This is a genomic window from Steroidobacteraceae bacterium, assembly GCA_041395505.1.
Taxonomy (GTDB): domain Bacteria; phylum Pseudomonadota; class Gammaproteobacteria; order Steroidobacterales; family Steroidobacteraceae; genus JAWLAG01.
Map to the genome: position 1 here is coordinate 532,923 of JAWLAG010000002.1, position 18,925 is coordinate 551,847.

General features: G+C 59.4%; 10 protein-coding genes. All 10 read right to left on the reverse strand.

Going from position 1 to position 18,925, the window contains the following annotated elements; genetic code table 11:
- Positions 1–86: 86 nt before the first annotated feature.
- The 10 genes from R3E77_15130 to R3E77_15175 all read right to left on the reverse strand — a co-directional run bounded on the left by R3E77_15130 (position 87) and on the right by R3E77_15175 (position 18,917).
- On the reverse strand, positions 87–674 hold the full coding sequence (locus R3E77_15130; GenBank protein MEZ5500745.1) for a polysaccharide biosynthesis/export family protein: 588 nt from the start codon (positions 672–674) through the stop codon (positions 87–89).
- A 140-nt stretch (positions 675–814) separates the two neighbouring features.
- On the reverse strand, positions 815–1,360 hold the full coding sequence (locus R3E77_15135; protein MEZ5500746.1) for a hypothetical protein: 546 nt from the start codon (positions 1,358–1,360) through the stop codon (positions 815–817).
- A gap of 19 nt (positions 1,361–1,379) precedes the next feature.
- Positions 1,380–1,799 (reverse strand): hypothetical protein, encoded by a 420-nt coding sequence (locus R3E77_15140; GenBank protein MEZ5500747.1) that lies wholly within the window; start codon positions 1,797–1,799, stop codon positions 1,380–1,382.
- A gap of 560 nt (positions 1,800–2,359) precedes the next feature.
- Positions 2,360–3,178, reverse strand: coding sequence for a DUF4114 domain-containing protein (locus R3E77_15145; GenBank protein ID MEZ5500748.1), 819 nt, complete (start codon positions 3,176–3,178; stop codon positions 2,360–2,362).
- 175 nt (positions 3,179–3,353) lie between these two features.
- Positions 3,354–4,073 carry a hypothetical protein gene (locus R3E77_15150; GenBank protein MEZ5500749.1) on the reverse strand — a complete coding sequence of 240 codons (720 nt, stop codon included), beginning with the start codon at positions 4,071–4,073 and terminating at the stop codon, positions 3,354–3,356.
- Entirely contained in the window at positions 4,018–5,718 is a 1,701-nt protein-coding gene (locus tag R3E77_15155) for a putative porin (protein ID MEZ5500750.1), read from the reverse strand. Before R3E77_15155 ends, R3E77_15150 begins: the two co-directional genes overlap by 56 nt.
- Positions 5,719–5,741: 23 nt before the next feature.
- Complete coding sequence (locus tag R3E77_15160) at positions 5,742–6,377, reverse strand: TonB C-terminal domain-containing protein (protein MEZ5500751.1); 636 nt, start codon at positions 6,375–6,377, stop codon at positions 5,742–5,744.
- Between the two features lie 13 nt (positions 6,378–6,390).
- Positions 6,391–6,798: a biopolymer transporter ExbD gene (locus R3E77_15165; GenBank protein ID MEZ5500752.1), complete on the reverse strand. Its 408-nt coding sequence runs from the start codon at positions 6,796–6,798 to the stop codon at positions 6,391–6,393.
- 12 nt (positions 6,799–6,810) lie between these two features.
- Positions 6,811–8,583, reverse strand: a complete 1,773-nt coding sequence (locus R3E77_15170; GenBank protein MEZ5500753.1) for a DUF2341 domain-containing protein — start codon at positions 8,581–8,583, stop codon at positions 6,811–6,813.
- A 191-nt stretch (positions 8,584–8,774) separates the two neighbouring features.
- Positions 8,775–18,917, reverse strand: a complete 10,143-nt coding sequence (locus tag R3E77_15175) for a filamentous hemagglutinin family protein (protein ID MEZ5500754.1) — start codon at positions 18,915–18,917, stop codon at positions 8,775–8,777.
- Positions 18,918–18,925: the final 8 nt, after the last annotated feature.

The window sequence follows — 18,925 nt, forward strand, 5'->3', positions numbered from 1 at the left end:
GTATTCGGCGCTCGTAGCCGACGAGGCTGCGACCCAAAGTACAAGCGCACAAATGTATGGGGACCACCGCATTGCATTACAGGACGTCACGGTACGATCACAGTGTCACCGCTTTGCAGCAACAGGTTCTGACCCAGGTTCCTTCCGCGCTCGACCTCATCGTAGTGAAATTCAAACGTCGTCTGTTGACCCAAGCTCGATCGCCTCAAAACGCGAATGGAATTCAAGTCAGCGAATGGCGTCGTACCGCCGGCAAGACTCAGTGCCTGCATCACGTCGACCGATTTTGCGAACGCAAATTCCCCGGGGCGCGCTACTTTGCCGAGTACATAGATTCGATTACCGCCAATTTGCTTGAGCGCGACGGTTACAACCGGATCGGGAATGAATTTACTGAGCCTTTGGCTCAACAGCACCTGCAATTGCGCAATCGTGCCACCTGCGGCCCGCACGTCGCCTGCAAGCGGAAAGCTGAGGCCGCCGTCAGGTCGAATCAGCACATCAGCCTTTAGTTCTTCTTCCTTCCAGACGGAAATTCCAAGAATGTCGCCGGGCTGAAGTAGATATTCAGCCTCGGCTCCATTGGCGGACGATGCCACGTCCGCAGCCACCGCGAGGGAGGTCATTGCCCCAAGCAGTAGCCCCATCAACAACGTCCGTTTCATCTTGGTCATGGTCCAGGCTCCGCGAATTACCAACGAATGACGCCTGTCATACTAACCACGGCACGTGACGTTTTTTTTGCGTCAGACCCGGCGCAGCGGCGAAAGGGGGGGGCATTCCGCCGTTGCGCCGGGGACGCTCTCTTGCGGGGTTAAGTCGTTGCTGCCACGAAGGAAATAGACCGGGTGCCGTCTTTCTGACGCGCTGCCAACAGCAGCATGCTCGCAGCCAGAATCAGCAACCCCAGAGCAGGCGGCAAGGGTACCGGAGTGATTCCCGCTGGCGTGAATGTGATCCGCAGTGAATACAATCCTGCGTTCAGCGCACCCTGGGCAACACTGTGGACTATGGCAAAGAGAGCCATCGGCCCGCTGACGGCTATGCTTGTAGTGCCGGCCTGAGCCAGTTGACCCAAGGTGGTGGTCGCAGTCGTGGCGGCAAATGACAACTCTGCCAGGCGATCCGGCCAGCTCATTTCGGTTAGCGCGACAGTGACCGTGCCAGCTGCTGGAACATCGAACCCGATGATTGACAGAGTACTTCCTGTTACCAGCGACGTGCCTTCGTACAGAACTGAATCGGTAGCAGAATTGCCCAAAGGCCCGACACCGAAAGTATCGGGCGGGCCAACGAGGTCGGCCCTAGCCGGCAGCGCTGCTGCGAACATTAGAACAAGCAAAGCAATTATCTGTTTCATATGCGATTCCTTTTGTCGTTCATGCTTCGCCTGATGCGGGAGTAACACCTGCAAAACCAGCCACGTCGTCATCTTCGGTGTGGCTTGCCACGGCGCGAAAGACGTACTTGTCGTAAAAATAGTTGCGCAAGGGATCGCGGCGGTCCGTCGTCGCCTGCGCGCTGTACGTATCGCTGCGCAGCTCTCCCAGGCGCAGCGCCGCATATGGTTCGGTTGAACCGGTCATCGCGAGCAGGGCCAAATCTTCTGGCTCTACCGTCAGCTCCGAGGGCGCGTTGCGATTGATGATCGACTCGAGTTTGGCAGCGTCCAGGTCAAAAAACCGAACGAACTCCGGTCCACATTCCACGAACACGGGCAAGAGGTTGGTTCCGTGCGATGTGTTGTCATAGAGCGGCGCCAGGCGCGAGAGCATGAGCTTGACCGCGAAGCGGATCACATCCGAATCGCGGGCACCGAGGCGTTCCGCGAGCCGTTTCACCTTGGTGACGTCCGAGCTGTTCATGCGAATCGAGACTGCGCGTTTCCTGCTATCAAATGCGGTTGTCATGCTTTTCGAATTCACATCTACCCTAGTCGACAGTGCAAACGTAGAGAACTAGTGTGTCAATCATTTGGCGATTCGATGACATAACATAAGCTTGGCGCGGACAAGTCGCACCGCATCGAAGGGCAGGTGAGGACGGACAGGAGGAAACACCAGCGGCGAGGAGAAGTGCGTCCAGGCAGACTGAGAGCCGCCGCCTGAAAACGACGGTCAGGTCATTGGCTAACGGCGGCTAGCAGGATCGCGCGAGCGCTACGTGCAATTCGAGCCTTGAGAGCTCGGCGGTCAGGTCAGGGCCTCGGTCGAGGGCTGCGAAAAAAGAAAGCCCCGCTTGCGCGGGGCTATCGGTGCGCACAGTGTCGCTCCGGTGGGGGTTTGAGTTCTTATGCGCCAGGGAGTCGGCGCTCGGGCCGATCCTGTACCGACTCACTTTCAGGCGCAGGAACATCGCATTAGAGTCGAACCGATATGATTCGTCGGCGAGAACGTGCGGCGGTCATACCGAGCAACATGGTGGCACCACTGCCGAGCAACCAGGCAGCGGCGGGCAATGGTACCGGCTGTATGCCGCGTACCAGAACTACGAAATCCTGGTAATCATTGTCACCATTCAGCAAATCTTCGTAGGCCAGAATCGCATCGGTCGGCCCGAAAATGTCATTGCTGGGATTGCCGTCGTTGTAAACGGGGCCTGAAACAAATGAGCCGCCATTGCCGCGATAGGCGTACATCTGATCGGATTGCTGTGGATTCAGTTGGGAATCGCTATAAAAAACGTTGTTCTGCGGCGTGCGCAGATAGAACCCGAACGCGGTACTTTCGAATGGTGACCCCGACTGCCATTGACCAGTGATCTGGCCATAGCTGTTGCGAACGACGACGCCGACCTGAACGCCGCCGGACACTGGGCTGAATGTTAACTGAGCGGTATCACCCGGCGAGTTGGCGCCCAGGAACACTGCGAGCTGATTGTTCGGGTTGGCCGGGTCGTAAATGCCGAAATTGTTGGAGTTGGCGAAGCCTGCGATCTCAAGCAGCAGCGACGTCGATACGCTGCCCGCGGCGGTCCATACTGCATCGCCGTTCGGTCCAGGGCCGTCAAGTAGACAATCCGCCGCAGTGTCGGGCGCCGGCGAAAGCAACAGATTCAGCGAAACCTGCAGGGTTGGCTCGCCGCCCGAGGGCGTTCCGAAGCTGCAAGCCGCCAAGGCCTGCCTTGCCGACATCGAGAGCGCAATAGCGACGCAAAGAACGAGAATTCGTCCACTCATGATAGTGCTCCAGCCAGTTCGTACAAGTGGCGGGCCCCCCCGCACACGCAACTATCTTTGCGCGGACGCATTACGAGTGGATTAAAGTTCAATTGCACAGTACCGTGTTTCACCCCACGGCGAGGCGACTGTCATGCAAACGTCTGTTGTTCGTGTGACGTGATGCGCTGGCGGATCAGGGTGACCCTGGCCGACGCGAGGTGGTGGCCGGGTCGACACGATGGTCGTCTGCTTTGTCGCGGTACGCATCAGCGAGGTTTTCCAGCTGGGTTCGCTTCAGGCGCGTGAACGGTTCAGCGTTGGCGAGAGCCGACCAGAATCCATTGTGTTCGAGTCGGTCGACAACTTCACCATTGATCGCGAGCAATTCCCGATTGTCCTTAACGCAGCTTTCTAGCTGTTCGCCGCGCGTGTCGAGATCACGCACCAACTGCACGCGCGCAAGCTCGGTGTCCCGCAACGAAGCGGCCGTTTCACGAAATTTTGTAATTAACTCAGCCATGCGCGACTTCGTCTGCTCCAACTCGCCCGTAAGATTGGCCGCTTCGCTGCGTGCACGTGAGGCGCTCGCCTGCGTTCCAGCCATCTTTTGAGCCAGCCCTTCACGTTCGCGGTTCGCTGAATCAAATTTCGCCTGCAAATCCGCGAGTTCCATTTTCAGGCGCTGGTTATCCGTCTGCAACTGGGTGCGCTCGGACGCGAGCTGCTGCAACTGCAGCAGTTGCTGTTGGGAACCACCGCCACCACCGCGGCTTGTCTGCGCTACGATTGGCATCGCGGCTATCGCCACGATAGCCCAGCAGCCGAGCGAAATACCGCTGCGGGACACCGAACTCATTTTAGAACCTCGTGTTGAGATCAAGCTGCCAGACATCGATGCCGAGCGGTGGTCCATCAATTTCGTTGGCGCTCAAATATCGAAGTGCGAGCCAGGCCCTGGGCGATAGCGCATAACTACCTGAAACCGTAAAACCCTCGACATCCGTACCACCCAAGCGAAAATCACTGTCTGTGAAAGCATCCAGAACCGCGTCGCGCTCGAGATAGCGATATCCCAAGCCAACGCGCCAAGCACCCGCTTCAGCAAGATCAGATCGGCCAAATGTGAATTGCACTCGATAGCCGTTCGACCGATCGGCAACGGTAACCGGTACACCTAATCCCGAGCTGACTCTGGTCGAGACTTGATCGGCATCGTAACCAATGTTCCTGGCGTAATCACCCACCACACCAAACATGTAGCGGCCGAGGACATTGTGTTCGTAGTTCAACAACAGGTTCGCGACATGGTAGTCGGCAGCGAGCGCAAAAAGCTCGGTTGTCGGGTCATTGTCATTGCGAATATCGAAAACCGTATTGCAACAACGCAGGAATCGCGGTGCCGTAAAATCAAGCAAATTGCTATCGAAAATATTGCGCTTACCCGCAATTCGATCAAAGTGGTAGTAGCCAACCGCTGCCTGAAACTGACTGCTCGGGTCGATACGCCAATCAAAACGCAACTGTCCCGCAAACAGCCATTTGTCCCGCGAAGTCAATTCGCTCTCGGCCATTGGGAATGCACCGGCGCTAATCGACAGTGACCGGTCGTCGTCCATGGACGATCCCAATACGTATCGGTAGCGCAAATTCGCCCCTTCGAATGCCAGATCTTCGTCCCAGATCAGGTCTGATGCGAGCCATGGATTGTTGAATCGGCCAGCCACGAAGTCGAGCTGATGATGCATGCTGCCAAGCGAACCCCGCCAACCGATATACGCCTGATCAACCGCGAACTCGAAGCGGCCACCATAATTCCCCAGTGTTTGATTTGTCGAGACCGGATCGAGAGGACTGCCGGTGGCGAGGCGAAATCCCAAATTCCAGCCCTGCCCGAGATCGGCGGTCAATCCGAGACGCAAGCGCGCGCGCAGACGTTGACGGTCCTCTGTCGTATTCGCAAACGCGTCGGTACCTGCGCGCGCGATACCACCGGCGGCGTTGATGGCTTCGAGGTCAAGGTATACAGGATCGGGCAAAGCCGGCGGTGGCGGTGGTGGCGCAAATGGATTGACGTTCTCCGCCGCAAAGGTGTCCGCCTGGGCTCGCACACGGACGTCTGCGCTGAGTGTTACGCGCCGTGCCCAATCAGGCAGTGCTGCAGGAACTCCCCACCCCTCGCGATGTGCTGTATCGACAACAGAGCTAGCAATCTGAGGCGCGAGCTCTGCCGCCACTTGCTTGCGTATCTCGTCTTTGACGATTTCCGGTACGTAGGGGACGCGAACTGCATCCGCCTCGGCCGCTTCGACCTTTGCTTGAGCGGCGGTCTCCTCTGCGGCGCGGTTCTGGGCATCTCGGACCATGGCTTCAGCTTGCTCGCGGCTTACGACGCCACGCTCAACAAGGGCCTGCAACAGATTCACAACGGTATTGCGCAATTCGGTGAGACTGCGCTCCTCGGTAGCCGCTGCGCCAGCATGGTGGGCCACGAGCAGCAGAGTTAGAGAAATTGCTGCGCAACGTCGTTTGGCAGTGTCCCGATGTCCTCTCGAAGCCATTTGGGTTCCTTATAAGAAAAGCTTCAGGCGCGCGAAACGATTCGCAGGCTCACAGGCTGCGGCATGTCGGCCGGTGGGCCTTGCGATATGCGGTCGATCTTTGCCAATGCGCCTTCTATCGCGCGATCGCGATCGCGGTCGCCCGACGGTTTGGTGAGTTCAATGCGTTCGACCGTGCCATCCTGACGTACCCAGATTTTGATCTGGACGGAATAGGAGCCCATCCGCGCACGTTGCTCCTCATTGAGTTCATTCAGTATTTCGTTGCGAATGAGGCCCGCGTACCACACGAACGCGCTACTGCGGTTACCGAGCAGATCGCGACCACCCGGGCGGGCGACCAATCCGAATCCATCGCCCCCTGCCGTGCCCTCGGCGTCAACGCCCAACTGTTCACCCGGCGGAGGCTCCATGTCGGGCGTCGACTCCGGCTCCGGCTCAGGCAATTGCTCGTCTTTGGGTGGCGGTGGCGGCGGCGGCTCGGGCGGTGGTGGCGGTGGTCGAATAAGCCGAATTTCCTGAACGACCTGTTTGGTTTTTGGCGGCGCGCTACTCATCCAGGCGCGCAATGCCCAAATGAGCAGGCCGCCGGCAACCACCAGTATGGCAAGCAGGCCCAAAGCCGGCACGAAGCGGAGTTTCTGCGACTTCTCGCTCATTTGACCCTTCGGACTATTTGACTATTCGCTGAGTGACGAGGCCGAGTTGCGTAATCTCGAGACGCCCAAGCAAATCGAGCACATCGACCACACGTTGGTACTGGATTGTTGCATCCGCTTTTATGATCACCGGCAAATGCGGATCCGCCGCTTTATACTGCCGAAGCAGATTTTCAAGTTCTCCCAACGTGACTGGAAATGTCTCCAGATAGATCGTGCCGTCGGCTGTGATTGTGATTGGCTTGGTTTTGTTCTCAGCCAGCGATGGCTGCGCACTGGCTTGAGGCAAATTGACCTTGATGCCTTGTACCGTTGCTGTCGTCATGATGATGAAGATCACAAGCAGCACATACGCTACATCCAGCATAGGCGTGATGTTGACCTCGTCGTAGACGTCGACGTCACCAGTAGGTGCTGACATGGACAATTCCCTCTAGGAATAGGTTTCCGCAATGCGGGTCACGAATTCGTCGACAAATACCCGCATGTCCGCGACGACGTTCTTGATGCGCGTATTGAGGTAGTTGTATCCGAACAAGCAGGGTATAGCGACCCCTAGGCCGGCGACCGTTGCCGCAAGGGCAGCTGCGGTACCCGGCGCGATTGCGTTGACGTTGACGTCGCCCGCCTGCGCGATCGCGGCGAATGTGATCATCACACCGATGACCGTGCCTAGCAGCCCGAGGAATGGCCCACCCGCAATGGCTATGGTCAACCAGACCATGTTTTGTGACAGACGCTGAGTCATGCGTGTCAGTGACGCATCCATCGTCGCCCGGATCGCCTCGATTGACTGCGGCGAAAGCGATTCAACCCGCGCCGCCCCTGCTGCCTGTCCCGCGAGGCGCTTGTTTGTTTCGTTTATGCCATGCCGATAGAGGCGCGATAGCGTTGATACACCGAAAGGACTCTTCCGCGATGCTAGCGCCGCCACGAGTTCAGACTCACCGCCCGCCTCGAAGGCGCTGGCGTCATCGCCGTTGCCCGTCGCTTTGATGAGTTGCGTAGGGTCATCACCCAATTTTCGAAAAGCGTCCAGGAATTTGCTATTGCCACGCACGACTGCATTCAGGAATATGAATTTACCTACCATGATCGCCAGCGACGCGACCAGCAGCAGAATGCACAGAACGATCACGACCCAACCGTCGATAGTCACATTGCGCAAGGTCGTTGCAAAATAGCTCTCTCCGCCGCCACCGTCCTTTTGCGCGTCTGCGCCACTCACCAGCAGCGGCGCGACAATTCCTTGGCTGCGCGAGGCTGCCTGGATGTAGCCGGGCGTGCGCGCGCTTGCGGCCACGGTCAGCTCGTCGATATCGACACGTATTCCAGCGGCTGCGCCATCTGCGCCAACTATCCATTCGCCATCCATTTCGGACGGTGAGACCGCTGCATTGGCGACTTGTTCGCCATTTTGAAACAGTTGTAGAGAGCTGCGATCGATCCGCAGTGCAACGTGTACCCACTGCGAAACAGGCACGGCGCTCGAAGCTGCCGCCCGAACAGTTTTGGTCGATGTATCGAGCTCCGCGACCAGGCGATCGTCATCGACGAAAAGCTTGACGCCACCCGCAGCGCCGCGCATCTGCGCGATGGTGCCCGACTGCGCAGCTTCAATACGCAGCCACATCATCATGGTGAGGCCTTTGGCGGGGTCGAGCCCTAGCGTTGGCGTCGCAGCGATGCGCAGCCGATTCGTGCCGTCAAGGCTTATACCTTCGCCAATCAGTGACGTGACATTGACTTGCGCGGTAAATTCAGTCGGCTCGTTCTTGTAGGCTGTCGCATCCTGAGTCTCGCCGGCCGGTGGCCCGAAATGGTACACGAGCGACTGTGCCGGATCGTAGCTGCCCCCCGAGTCCGCGGCGTTCTCGGCATCAGGGTTACCATAGTACAGATAAATCTTGTCCGTTTTCTGGCCGCCGCTGAGGCGCGGCACCGTGACCCAGAGGAAAGCCATCTGTGCCACAGGATCGAACTTCTCGATGTGAAACTTGAGCGGCGTTTTGTCGTCACCGGCAATAAAACGCAGATCTGCCCCATCGGGTTTGACATCGTTGAAATAGGTGAAATTTCCAAGTGACAGTCGCACCAACACCGGCACATTGCTCAATGGCTCGGTGATATTGGCGCCGCTGGGCGAAAGGTCGAATGTTAGTTCCTTGCGGAACTGCCAGTCGTCGTTCCACCAAGCACGCGCCACCGGCGCCTGCATAGCACCTATAGCCAGCAAGACACCTGTAAGCCAGATGGAACTCCGTGCTCTCATAATAATGGCATGGCCCCTGAAACCTGTCGTAGCATGGCAATCGCGCACCGAACGCGCGTCTGACGATTGTCGTCGCTCTTTGTGACGGCGCTATTTCAGTCACCAACCCAAGATCCCGTGGGTCGCTAGCGCTTGCGATTTCGCTCCAGGCAGTCGTCGTCGTCCTGCTTGCACACTTCGGAACCGAATCCCTCGATGAAAACCTCCAGCCAGCCGAGTGCGGCTTCCGCAAGCGGCGCGTCTCCGCGACCCTTGGCGTCGCCGCCGGCGATCGACGAGACCCCCGCACTGGCAGCGCTGCTCGACGTGCCGCTGACGGCGGACAACGAAGCACCGAGGCCGCCGACGTCGACGGGCACACCCACGGATGTTCCAGAAACCTGAATGTTGTTGGCACCCAGTACGGCAGTTGCGGCAATAGTCAGGTTCCCTGCGACGATCCCGGCATCCCCGGCATTAACAATCCCGCGCGGCGCATACAGGTCGACGTCGCCTGGACTGCGACCGGGCGTGGAAGCGAGCGTCTGGATACCACTGCCGGCCAGCGCCGGCGAGACGACCAACCGCGGGTTGCCGTTCTGGTCGAACGTGATTACCGGTGGCGGCGCGGACACCGCCGTCTTAGCGCCGCGGCCAGCGTCGATGTCGCCGCGTGTCGACCATACCAGGACGTCGCCGCCGTCTGCCGCGAATACGCGAGATTCGTTGACTTCGAAATTGCCGAAAGTCAGAGCGCTGATTGAACCGTTGCGTTGCGCTACGATGCCAAGCTGCTCGGGGGTTTTGCCGAGTCCAAAGGCTGCCGGAGGCGTTGCGAGGCCGACGTTCACGGCGCCGCCAGGCGCGATCAACGAAATGTCCCCACCGTCGAGCGTGTAAATCTGGCTGAAAAACAGATTGACGTCGCCTGCATAAGCATTTTCCTCGCCACCGCCGACATCCGGATTGCTCCCGGGAAACAACATTTCAAGAGCTCGGAAGGCGTCTTCGAAATTGCCGCTACCAGTTGCTGCGGCGGCCCGCCCGACACGTCGCAATTCGGAAAACAGCAGCTGGTAGGCAAACAAGGCCTGACTGCTATCCGGCAGCGTACGAAATACGGTGACTGCGGCTGACTTGCTGACAAAGATCTGGCCCGTACTCGAGGCAAGAAAGTCAAGCAATGCCTGGTCGTAGGTCGTCGTATTGTCGAGGTAGTAGTCGACGAATGCGGCAATACCCGCGCGCCAATCCGCAACTCCCGCCAGTACGACAATTCCGGCGCCGTCATCGGCAAGGGCTGGATTTTGCAGGTTGCCCGCAGTAATGATGCCGCGGCTTGCCTGCAGGTCGATCGCGCCACCCGCCGTCACCAGCATACTGCCCGGACCATCGAGGCGCAGCTGACGCTCGTTCGTCAACAGCTGGCCGAACTGATCGCGTCCCGAGGTATAACGTAGGTCGCCAGCCGCACTGATGCCCGTGACATCACCGGCATTGACGTTCATACCCAATAGAGTCAAATCGATGATGTCACCACCGGCGTAGATCTCTGCGCGCTTTGACGCGAATAGCAGCGAACGCGCTTGCGAATTGTCAGGATCGAAAAGCAAGTTACCCGTCTGCGCTACGAGACGAATCGGCGACAATTCGCGCCGGACGCCGGTCGAATCGGGTTGCACCAAATGTGTCGGCGTAGTCGCATGAAAAAACGGCGACGTTGAAAGTGCGGATGCGCTGACGCGCAGTAGCTCGAAGGCCGAGCCCGCGGGCTGCGCGGGTGTGGGCCATGCTGCTCGGTCGGAATCCGAAACGATGATTTCGACCGTGTCAATGCCACCCACCCGAAGATTGCGTTGCGCCAGCAACTCCAGGGTGCCGGTGGCCGCTGGCAAAAGTGTCATCGAGCCGTCGACGCCAATATCACCGGAGAACGCATGTGCCTGCAGCGATGGCGGGTATACCCGCAATGCGATACGTTGATCAAAACCAACGACCGTCGGGAAGGTCAGCGAACTCGCATTTGACGCGATCGCTTGCACATCATTTCGCAGATCGATGTCGCCGCCAACACTTTCCAGGCGAACCGCTGACTGGTCGCCGTAGGTCGTGAAGAAAGAACTCGTACCAACCGGCTGATTGCGACTCAATGGAATGAGAGTTGGATTCAGCACACTCTGCACAGCCAAGTTCCGGCGTGCCGCCACGCTTAGCGTTGCATCGCCTAAAGCAAAGATCGGCGCAGCCGAGGTTGTTGCACTATCGGTCACACTGGCACCGGCCAGCACTTCACCACGTCCCAGTGCGACGAAATACCCGCCTCCGGCAATGTCGCCATCGGCCGCTACATCGAGGATCCCGCCGCCCAGCACTTCAATCCTGTTCTGGTCAGGTGTGTTGCCGCCCACTTGGCGGCCAACACTGGACACCGAGGCGAAAAGATCGCGAATATCGCCGCCGGCATGCACATCCAAGTTGCCACCCGCCAGAGTCGCCACTCCTTGCTCAAAACGGTCGAACGCTGGCAGCCAGCCGGTGGAAGAAGGTGGAATTCCAATGAAACCAGTTGTGCGCCCTGCCCGCCACAACCAGTTCGAATAAAGCTGATTGGTTGGCGCGCCGATGATGTCTCGGCCGACATCGATGCGAATATCGCCACCGTCTTGTGGATAACTGCGCCCGCCGAGCCCGGCAAGCGGGACGCCTTGCGAACTCGCAAGACCGGCTGTATACACAACCGAGGCTCGATTGCCTAGCGTCAAATCGCGCGCCGCTGAGATGTCGATAAAGCCACTGCCGGTGCGAACACCACGCTGCGTCGAAGGCTGGAGTCCAAACCCCAACGTGCCCGGCGCAATATTGACGCTTCCATCGGCCGAGCCCGGCCCTTGAACAGCATCTAGTGACGCCGACCCAAGATCGGCACCTGCCACCAGGCGAAATGACCAGGTATCGGTGACTGTGTTTGATAATCCGCCGGCGGAGTCAAAACCGTCGCTGATGAGCCCAGCAATATTCAGATCACCTGCAGCGCGAAGAGTGAGGACTCCCACCTTATCCGCAAATCGCCAGGGCATGAAATCCCAATCGCTTGCGACGTCCAATTGCCCGGCGACGTCGAGCTCCACCCCGGGCACGAGTCGGAAATTGCCTGGCAAGCGCGCCGCAATAGAGTCCTCGAGTGGCGCCGCAGCCGCAACAAATGCGTTGGCGTCGCCGAACCATGGGTTGCCCATGGTGGACGCCTCTGTGCCCGTGATGGCCAACGCGGGCAAGTCATAAGCGCGGTACGCCTCTACCGTGCTTTGCCGCGCTCCGGTAACTGTGCCGTTGAGCTGCAGTCCGCCACCCAGCAGACTCGATTGGGACAATCTTAGCCATAGCACTCCGTCATCGGCAGCTTGTTCGATTCGACCTCCTGGAGAGACGCGGATTGCGCCGCTGGCAGCGTTCAGCACCACGGCGCTCCCACTCAGCGGAGACCCATCCGTGCGGGCATCAATTTGACCGTTGACGATGACATTATTCGACGCATTGATATTGACGATCGCACGCGCCGCACCCGAGGCGTCTATGGTGCCGTTTATGACGACCGACCCATCGTCAGCGGTCAAAGTCGACTGGGTTGCAGTCATTGACGCATCCGTTAGTGCGCCGACGATCAAGTCACCAGGACCGCGCTGGCGAAACTCTCGCGCAAACGCAAAACCACCTTGATTGAGTGTGGCATTCAAATTATCAATGGCTGTCAAAGTCAGCGCATCGAAAAGCACGCTTGCCCCGGTGACAGCATTTTGACTGAAGCCACGCAGATTGCCGGACACGCTTATCGAACCAGCAGGCGCCGCGACCGCCAGTCGCCCGGCGCGCGCGCCAAGACCACCGCTCGATACGTCGACTCGACTGCCGTCAGCCAGCGATACATTCCCGGCGTTGGCACGCAGGTCGACGGTTCCGCCAGGTGTCGCAATATCGATCGCATCAAAGCGCACAGACCGGCCAGCGACATCAATCAAGGCGGCCTGTCCAATAATTAGATCACCATCCAGCGCATTGGCACGCAGCTGCCCCGAAGGCAGCAGAAACGCGGCATCAAGCGTGAGGCTCGCGGCGCTCAGCGCAAGCGAAGCACCAAGTCCTGGATTCGCAACCGGCACCGCACCGGCGCCCTGAATTGCCAGTCGACCTGTCGCCGTTATCGCGGCGGTCACGCCAGGCGCTGCATAGGTGACCGGCGTACTCACCGCCACATCGCCCGAAGACGTCCATCGCGTGTCTGCAGCAAGGTAGAGACTATTCGCGCTTGACAGGTCAACTAACGAGAAACCAGAAAATCCAAAAGCGCCTTCGAATCGAACTTGCTCTGTGATCAATGAAAATTCGCCCGACCCCTCGTTTACGACCGGCTCATTGAGATCCGCACTACCTTCCAGTCGCACCGCATTTGCACTCACGGAAACACGCCCCGTCGGAGTCATCAGGGTCGCGCCAGGTGCGATGATCCGCAATTCATCCGCGACGATCGACACGTCACCAAATAGGGAAAGCGGAGATCGACTCGCCAGGACGAGGTCAATACCTGCCAACGCATCAAGTCGCGATTGGGAAATCGAGAAACCGGAATCCCCGACAGGGACCGCGCCGATCAACAGTTGATTGCCGCCGAAATAGGCCTGCTGCGAGGCGTCGAGAGCGCCTTCCAGGTCGATCTGGCCACTGCCATCGATCATGACGGAACCTGCGTCGCCGAGTGATGCGCCGCGCGAGACGCGAATATCGCCCGCCACGCCGCTCGCGCCGGTTCGCTCGAAATCCAGCGCCTGCCCGGACGCAATCCGTATGAATGCCCCATCGCCTTCGGCTGCCAAGCCTTGTGCGCCCGCTGCCGATCCGCTGAGGACGCCCGCCGATCCCAGTCGCGACCCGTCGCGCAATTCGATGGACTGCCTTGCCGTCACAATGATTTCAGGCGCGACCAACGTCGCTCCAGAATCGACGAGGACGTTGTTTGCACTTGCCGTCAGAAGTGCACCGTCATTGCCGGCGACGACTCCGCCGCCGATCAGCAGCGTCTGAGCACCAAGCGCACCAAGTGCATCGACATTGACGGGCAGGAACCCCTGCGGCGCTACCGCTCCATTGGCAATTAGTGCCAGATTTTCGCTAGCGAGCGCCACGATTGAGCCACGCCCACTGGATGAAGGAGCGGCGCGCAGCGTCGAGCTCAGCGCCAGAGACCGTGTGGCTTGCAACGTGAGCGTACCGCTGTCTTGAGGTGATCGAGCCAGCACCGGACGATCGCTGCGTGCGTCGAAGAACTGACTTGCCGCGGTCACATCGTAACGCGCAATTCGTTGCGCAAAAGATGCCGGGGCAATCTCAAAGCCTGTGAGCCGATCGACGCCCTGCGCACGTCCGCCAATCTGCAGCTGACCGGCCACAATCATCGCGCCGTTACTTTGCAGGTACGACTGCCCCGGCGCAATATCCCGATACCCGTCCACGGGCCGAATCAAATAGGCACCCGGCAACACAGCATAGGCGGGAGGCAACAGCGTGTAGTCCCCCGCCGGCAAGCCACTCCCGTCGTAAACATGAATTGTCTCGCCCACGTCGTGGTTCCAGCCCAGGTACTCGGAGGTATCGAAGGGCGCGATTCCTGAACCCACGGCAGGCACAACCGCGAAATAGCCGGAGTCCGAACGCAGAATATCGAACGTGCCGGTCACACCTGGCACAAATTCCTGCGCCAGCATGTCTCCACCGCCGGCTATATCCACGATGCTCCCGACCTGGGCGTCAATATCGGCGGCATCGATTCGAATATTCTGCTGCGGTTCCGGCACCTCCGCAGAGCCGATTATGAGAGTCTGGTTGTCGGCCAGGCCGTAGGCCCAGTCGAACCCGCCCTGCGTACGACCGAAGGGAATCAGTGCACCGTCCGCCGACGTCGATGTGACACTGCCAGGCCGCAGCACAACCGAGTTTGCAAGTAACTCGACCTGACCAAATGGCGCACGCAGAATACCACCCTGCTCGAGCGTGTCGCTCACCAGACGCAATCGACCACCTGCACTCAGTGGAACTTCCGGAATCTGCCCGCTCGATTCGATGCGCAGCGTCTGCGGGCTCGTACCAACTTGCCGAACTGTAAAACGGCTGAAAGTGCTCGGATAAATTTGTCGTGCTGACAGGGTCAAAAGCTGCGCATTGGTCTCAAGGCTACCATCGAGCGACCGACCGATGGGCTGCTGTATTCCACTCAACCGCAGGTCATTCGTGCTTTGCAGACGTACTTCCTGGAATCCGCTGATCGTCGATGTTCCGAAGACGTCGATCAGATCGCCGGACAACGTCAATTGCCCCGATCCATTCGAGTCGAGCAGAGGATTGGCGATTTGCAACCTTCGATCACGATTCCCCAAAGAAAGATAGGGAGCCTGCAGATCAACACGTCCGTTGCCCGTGAGTTCCGCCGCATCCAACTCGAGGTGCCGATCAAGCGCGAGCGCGAGATTTCCCAGGAACTCGATGCGGCCTGCCGCTTGCACCGACGAGCCTCCCGGCGATTCGATGCTCGCGGCGCGAATTGACAACGAGCTCGCGCCCGATCGAGCGACCTGCTGGGCACCAATGACCCCGACGCCATCGCGCGCCGAATCGATGGCGCTTCCCGGTGCGATCGAAACAGGCGCATCGTCCGCAACGACACGAACAATGCGCGGCGGGGTAGGAAATACGAATCGTTGCGGAATATCCTCGGTGCGTGGATCTCGGCGGTTGTTGGCATCCACAGCCAAAGCAATTTCACCACCGGAGCTACGATCGGGGTCACCGGCAGCTGCAAGCAATGTGCCTGACAGCACGAAGCCCTCTGCGGCGGTAATCCCGATGCGCCCAGCGCTGGAGGCGACCATCCGCCCAGCTGCCGCCCCGAGCCCTGCCGCTTCGTCCGGATCCACGGTCGCAGTGGTACCTGAAACGTCGATCACTGATGCTTGATCGGCGATAACGTAACCACGTTGGGCCGCTAGTTCGACGACGCCTCCGTTCAGCACGGTACCGGCCTGGCGGCCAAGGTCGTCAGGCGTATCGAAGACAACGGTGCCGGCCGCGAACAACTGGGCTGCAGGTCCAAGCCAGATTGCCTGACTATCGATGAATTCATCGACCGGCAGATTCGCCGTAAGCTGTGCCGAAATGGTTCCAGCCGGCGCGCTGAGAGTGCCATCGATAAACAGTTGCGAGTTGCTGGAGAGACGAATATGCCCCAACGCGCCGGTAACTATGCTTGCACCGCGTTCAACGCGGAGTACCGGCACGTCCGCAAACGAAGTCCGCCCGACCGAGCCTGCGGCAACCCGTCCAACATTGGTCAATGTCAGACCGCCGGGCTGCCGCAGAGCAGGATCAAGCAGAATCGGGCGCACAATGCTGCGCAAATCAGTGCCGGTGACATATCGCGTTGGGTCACCGGCGAGCTCCCAGTTCAACGCCTGGAGCCTCAGATCCGCGTCACTGGCAACGCGCAGGCCATCGGTAGCCGCGCCGACGCTGAAGTCGACAAATCCGCCTGTCGAAAAAAATTCGCTTGAGAGTTGCAAAGCAGCGTCGCCTCCGGTGCAGGCAGCATCTCCGATGCAAACCGAATCGGCCGTAAGCCCGAGGCTGGCGCCGCGTGCAAGCGAATAACCAGCCAATTCGCTCTCCAGAACGAATTGGCTTGGCACGATGCCGGCCACGCCTGTTGCTACTAGATCGATACCACCGGCCATCCCGCCGTCAACGCGACCGTCTGGAAGCAATCGAGCACCGGCCGAAACATCCAGTACAGAACCGGCTGGCAAGAACAGATCACCCCGGACGGCAGCCAGGCTGATTTCACCGCCGTCAATCCACAACGGTGACAGACCGTTTCCTGCGAAATCGCGAAGATCATTAACCCATTGCCCACGCACATCGATGATGCTTGTGGGACCAAGTGCGAGACGTATGCCTTCCGTGCGCGTGGCGGTCGGCGTCGCGAGCAAATCGACGCGCCCGGATTGCGCAAATACGCTTCCGGCCAGCTCAATGTCGGCTGCAGCGATCGTCAGGCGAGCACCCGCTGGCAGCCGCAACTGATTCTCTTCGGGTAGTGTGACTTGGCCCTCACTGTAGAGGCTGATCTCGCTGAGACCGCTATTCTCGAGAAGCTGCGGCCGCAGGCGAAACTCCGTGACGTCAACCGGCCACAGATCGGCAGCCGGATCAAAAGCACTGCTGTCGGCGTTGCGCATCGTAGGCAGCATGAGGCCTTCCGCCAGACGAATATCCGGCGCAAAGTAGATTGGAAATCCGTTACTCGACGGAGCGCCCGACTGTGAGCCGACGATGAGTGCGCCGCCGCGTGGGACCTCGTCAAAACGCCGATATAGCACATCACCCGACGCAGTTGCCAAATCGCTTGTCGCAGCGCGTTGGTAAGGACCCACGACAACATGGGCATCGACGTCACCATCGAAGACCATGTTGGGCGAGAGCAATATTAGTTGGCCTGCATCCTTGCCTTCGACATAGCCGGCCTCGAAGCGACCTCGATCGAATGCACCGACAAAGCCAGCGAAAGTCTCGGTGACACCCCAACGGCTGTAGGTAACCGCTGCGCCGGCTTGCACCATACCCTGGTAGTCGCGCAACGGATCCGCTTGAGATATATCGACGATCACGCCATTCGATACAAGCCGTGTGGTATTGACGAATCCGTCGGCATAGCGAATTGCGCCTCCGGCGATATTCAGCTGCGCCTGCGGCGCCACGACAATGGAACCCTGCGAGCGGATCGTAATGTTCCCGCCCGCCAGATTACGTTCCGCGACGCCACGCGGGACGGCCGCAATTTGTCCAGACACGTCGGCAAGCGGGGTTCCCTGCCACACACTGCCGTCGGGACGCGTTCCAAATTGGCGAACGTCCACGAACACAGGCAATCCGCGAAGGACGCTGTCACGCTGATCCGGGCTATCGCGCAACTCATTGCCACGTAACTCGGCGCGTACTACGTTACGCTCCATTGGCAGATCGACGGTCGCGCCAGCAACGTCGAGACGCGCGCGCGCTTCGATGTTGACTCTGGAGTCACTGGCCGAAACTTGATCTGGCGCCGGTGCGCGCGGGTCGTCCTGCGCGGACAAGACGAGATCTCCGCCCGTGGCCAGAAGCAGGCTGTCGCGGCGCACGTTAACGCGGCTGCCGGCCAGTTCGATGCGCGACCGCGGTTGTTCGTTGAGATCGACCGTTGTCGCGGTACTAGCAAGGTCGAGAACGACTTCTGAGATACTGCTCGGCCCAATCTCGAGCAATCCGCCCTGGCTCGCATCCACCAGTGATCCGTCTGGCGATAGAACCGCTCGATCCTGCGCCACCAAGCGGATGGAGCCGTTGGCGCTCACGGAAGTCGTTGCACTGACTCGTCCAAGTTGGTTGACCGCAAGACCAACCAAAGTGACGTTGCCGCGCTCGGCGACGATACTTCCGACCAGCGCTTCCGGCGTGCGGCCGGCATTGGCAGTCTCGCCATTCGTGACCATGCCGCCCTCACCGACTTCCACTATAAGGCCGCGCAAATTCGGATCGCTACTCGGGACGATGAATATCGAATCGCCGGCCGCGAGCACCGCCTGACCGCCTGGAGTCGAAATCTGTCCGCGGTTGGCTACCTGCGGCCCGAAGAGCATGGCCTGGCCGCCTTCCTGGGTGCGAATTTCCGCCCCAGCGTCGACTTCGACCGGTCCCGATGGCAAGGGTTGCCCATTCGCATCGACGAAGTTGACAAAGGCCGGTCGTCGATCGAGGGACGCTCTGGCGATGCCTTGTTGCAGCGCCTCGGGTGTGATGGCAAGACTGGATGCTACAAGACCACCGACATTGACGCGTGCGCCGTCTCCAAAAAGGATGCCGTTCTGGTTGACCAGGTAAATGCGCCCATTGGCATTCACGGCACCGAAGATGCGGCTGGGATCATTCTGGAAAATACGATTTAGCGCGACGGCCGTTGAGTCGGGCTGGTTGAAGTTGACAGTACCGTCTTCCGATACGTCGAAACTTTGCCAATTGAGCACGGCACTCGGTGTCGTCTGATTGATTTCGAGGGTATTGCCGCTTTGGACTGCGGTCGCCGCGCCTGATGTTACGAAGCTCCCCGCATTAACGCCGCAGGCACCGCCGGCACAAGGAATAGGCAGTTCAGCGGCGGAGACCGAAAAAGCCGTTCCCAGGGCGCTGAGCACCAATACGAGTGTGCGGCCCATCAGTTCTC

Excerpts from the sequence above, each read along its gene's own strand:
- R3E77_15130 (MEZ5500745.1), bottom strand. The coding sequence starts at position 674 with ATGACCAAGATGAAACGGACGTTGTTGATGGGGCTACTGCTTGGGGCA.
- R3E77_15135 (MEZ5500746.1), bottom strand. The coding sequence starts at position 1,360 with ATGAAACAGATAATTGCTTTGCTTGTTCTAATGTTCGCAGCAGCGCTG.
- R3E77_15145 (MEZ5500748.1), bottom strand. The coding sequence starts at position 3,178 with ATGAGTGGACGAATTCTCGTTCTTTGCGTCGCTATTGCGCTCTCGATG.
- R3E77_15150 (MEZ5500749.1), bottom strand. The coding sequence starts at position 4,073 with ATGGACCACCGCTCGGCATCGATGTCTGGCAGCTTGATCTCAACACGA.
- R3E77_15155 (MEZ5500750.1), bottom strand. The coding sequence starts at position 5,718 with ATGGCTTCGAGAGGACATCGGGACACTGCCAAACGACGTTGCGCAGCA.
- R3E77_15160 (MEZ5500751.1), bottom strand. The coding sequence starts at position 6,377 with ATGAGCGAGAAGTCGCAGAAACTCCGCTTCGTGCCGGCTTTGGGCCTG.
- R3E77_15165 (MEZ5500752.1), bottom strand. The coding sequence starts at position 6,798 with ATGTCAGCACCTACTGGTGACGTCGACGTCTACGACGAGGTCAACATC.
- R3E77_15175 (MEZ5500754.1), bottom strand. The coding sequence starts at position 18,917 with ATGGGCCGCACACTCGTATTGGTGCTCAGCGCCCTGGGAACGGCTTTT.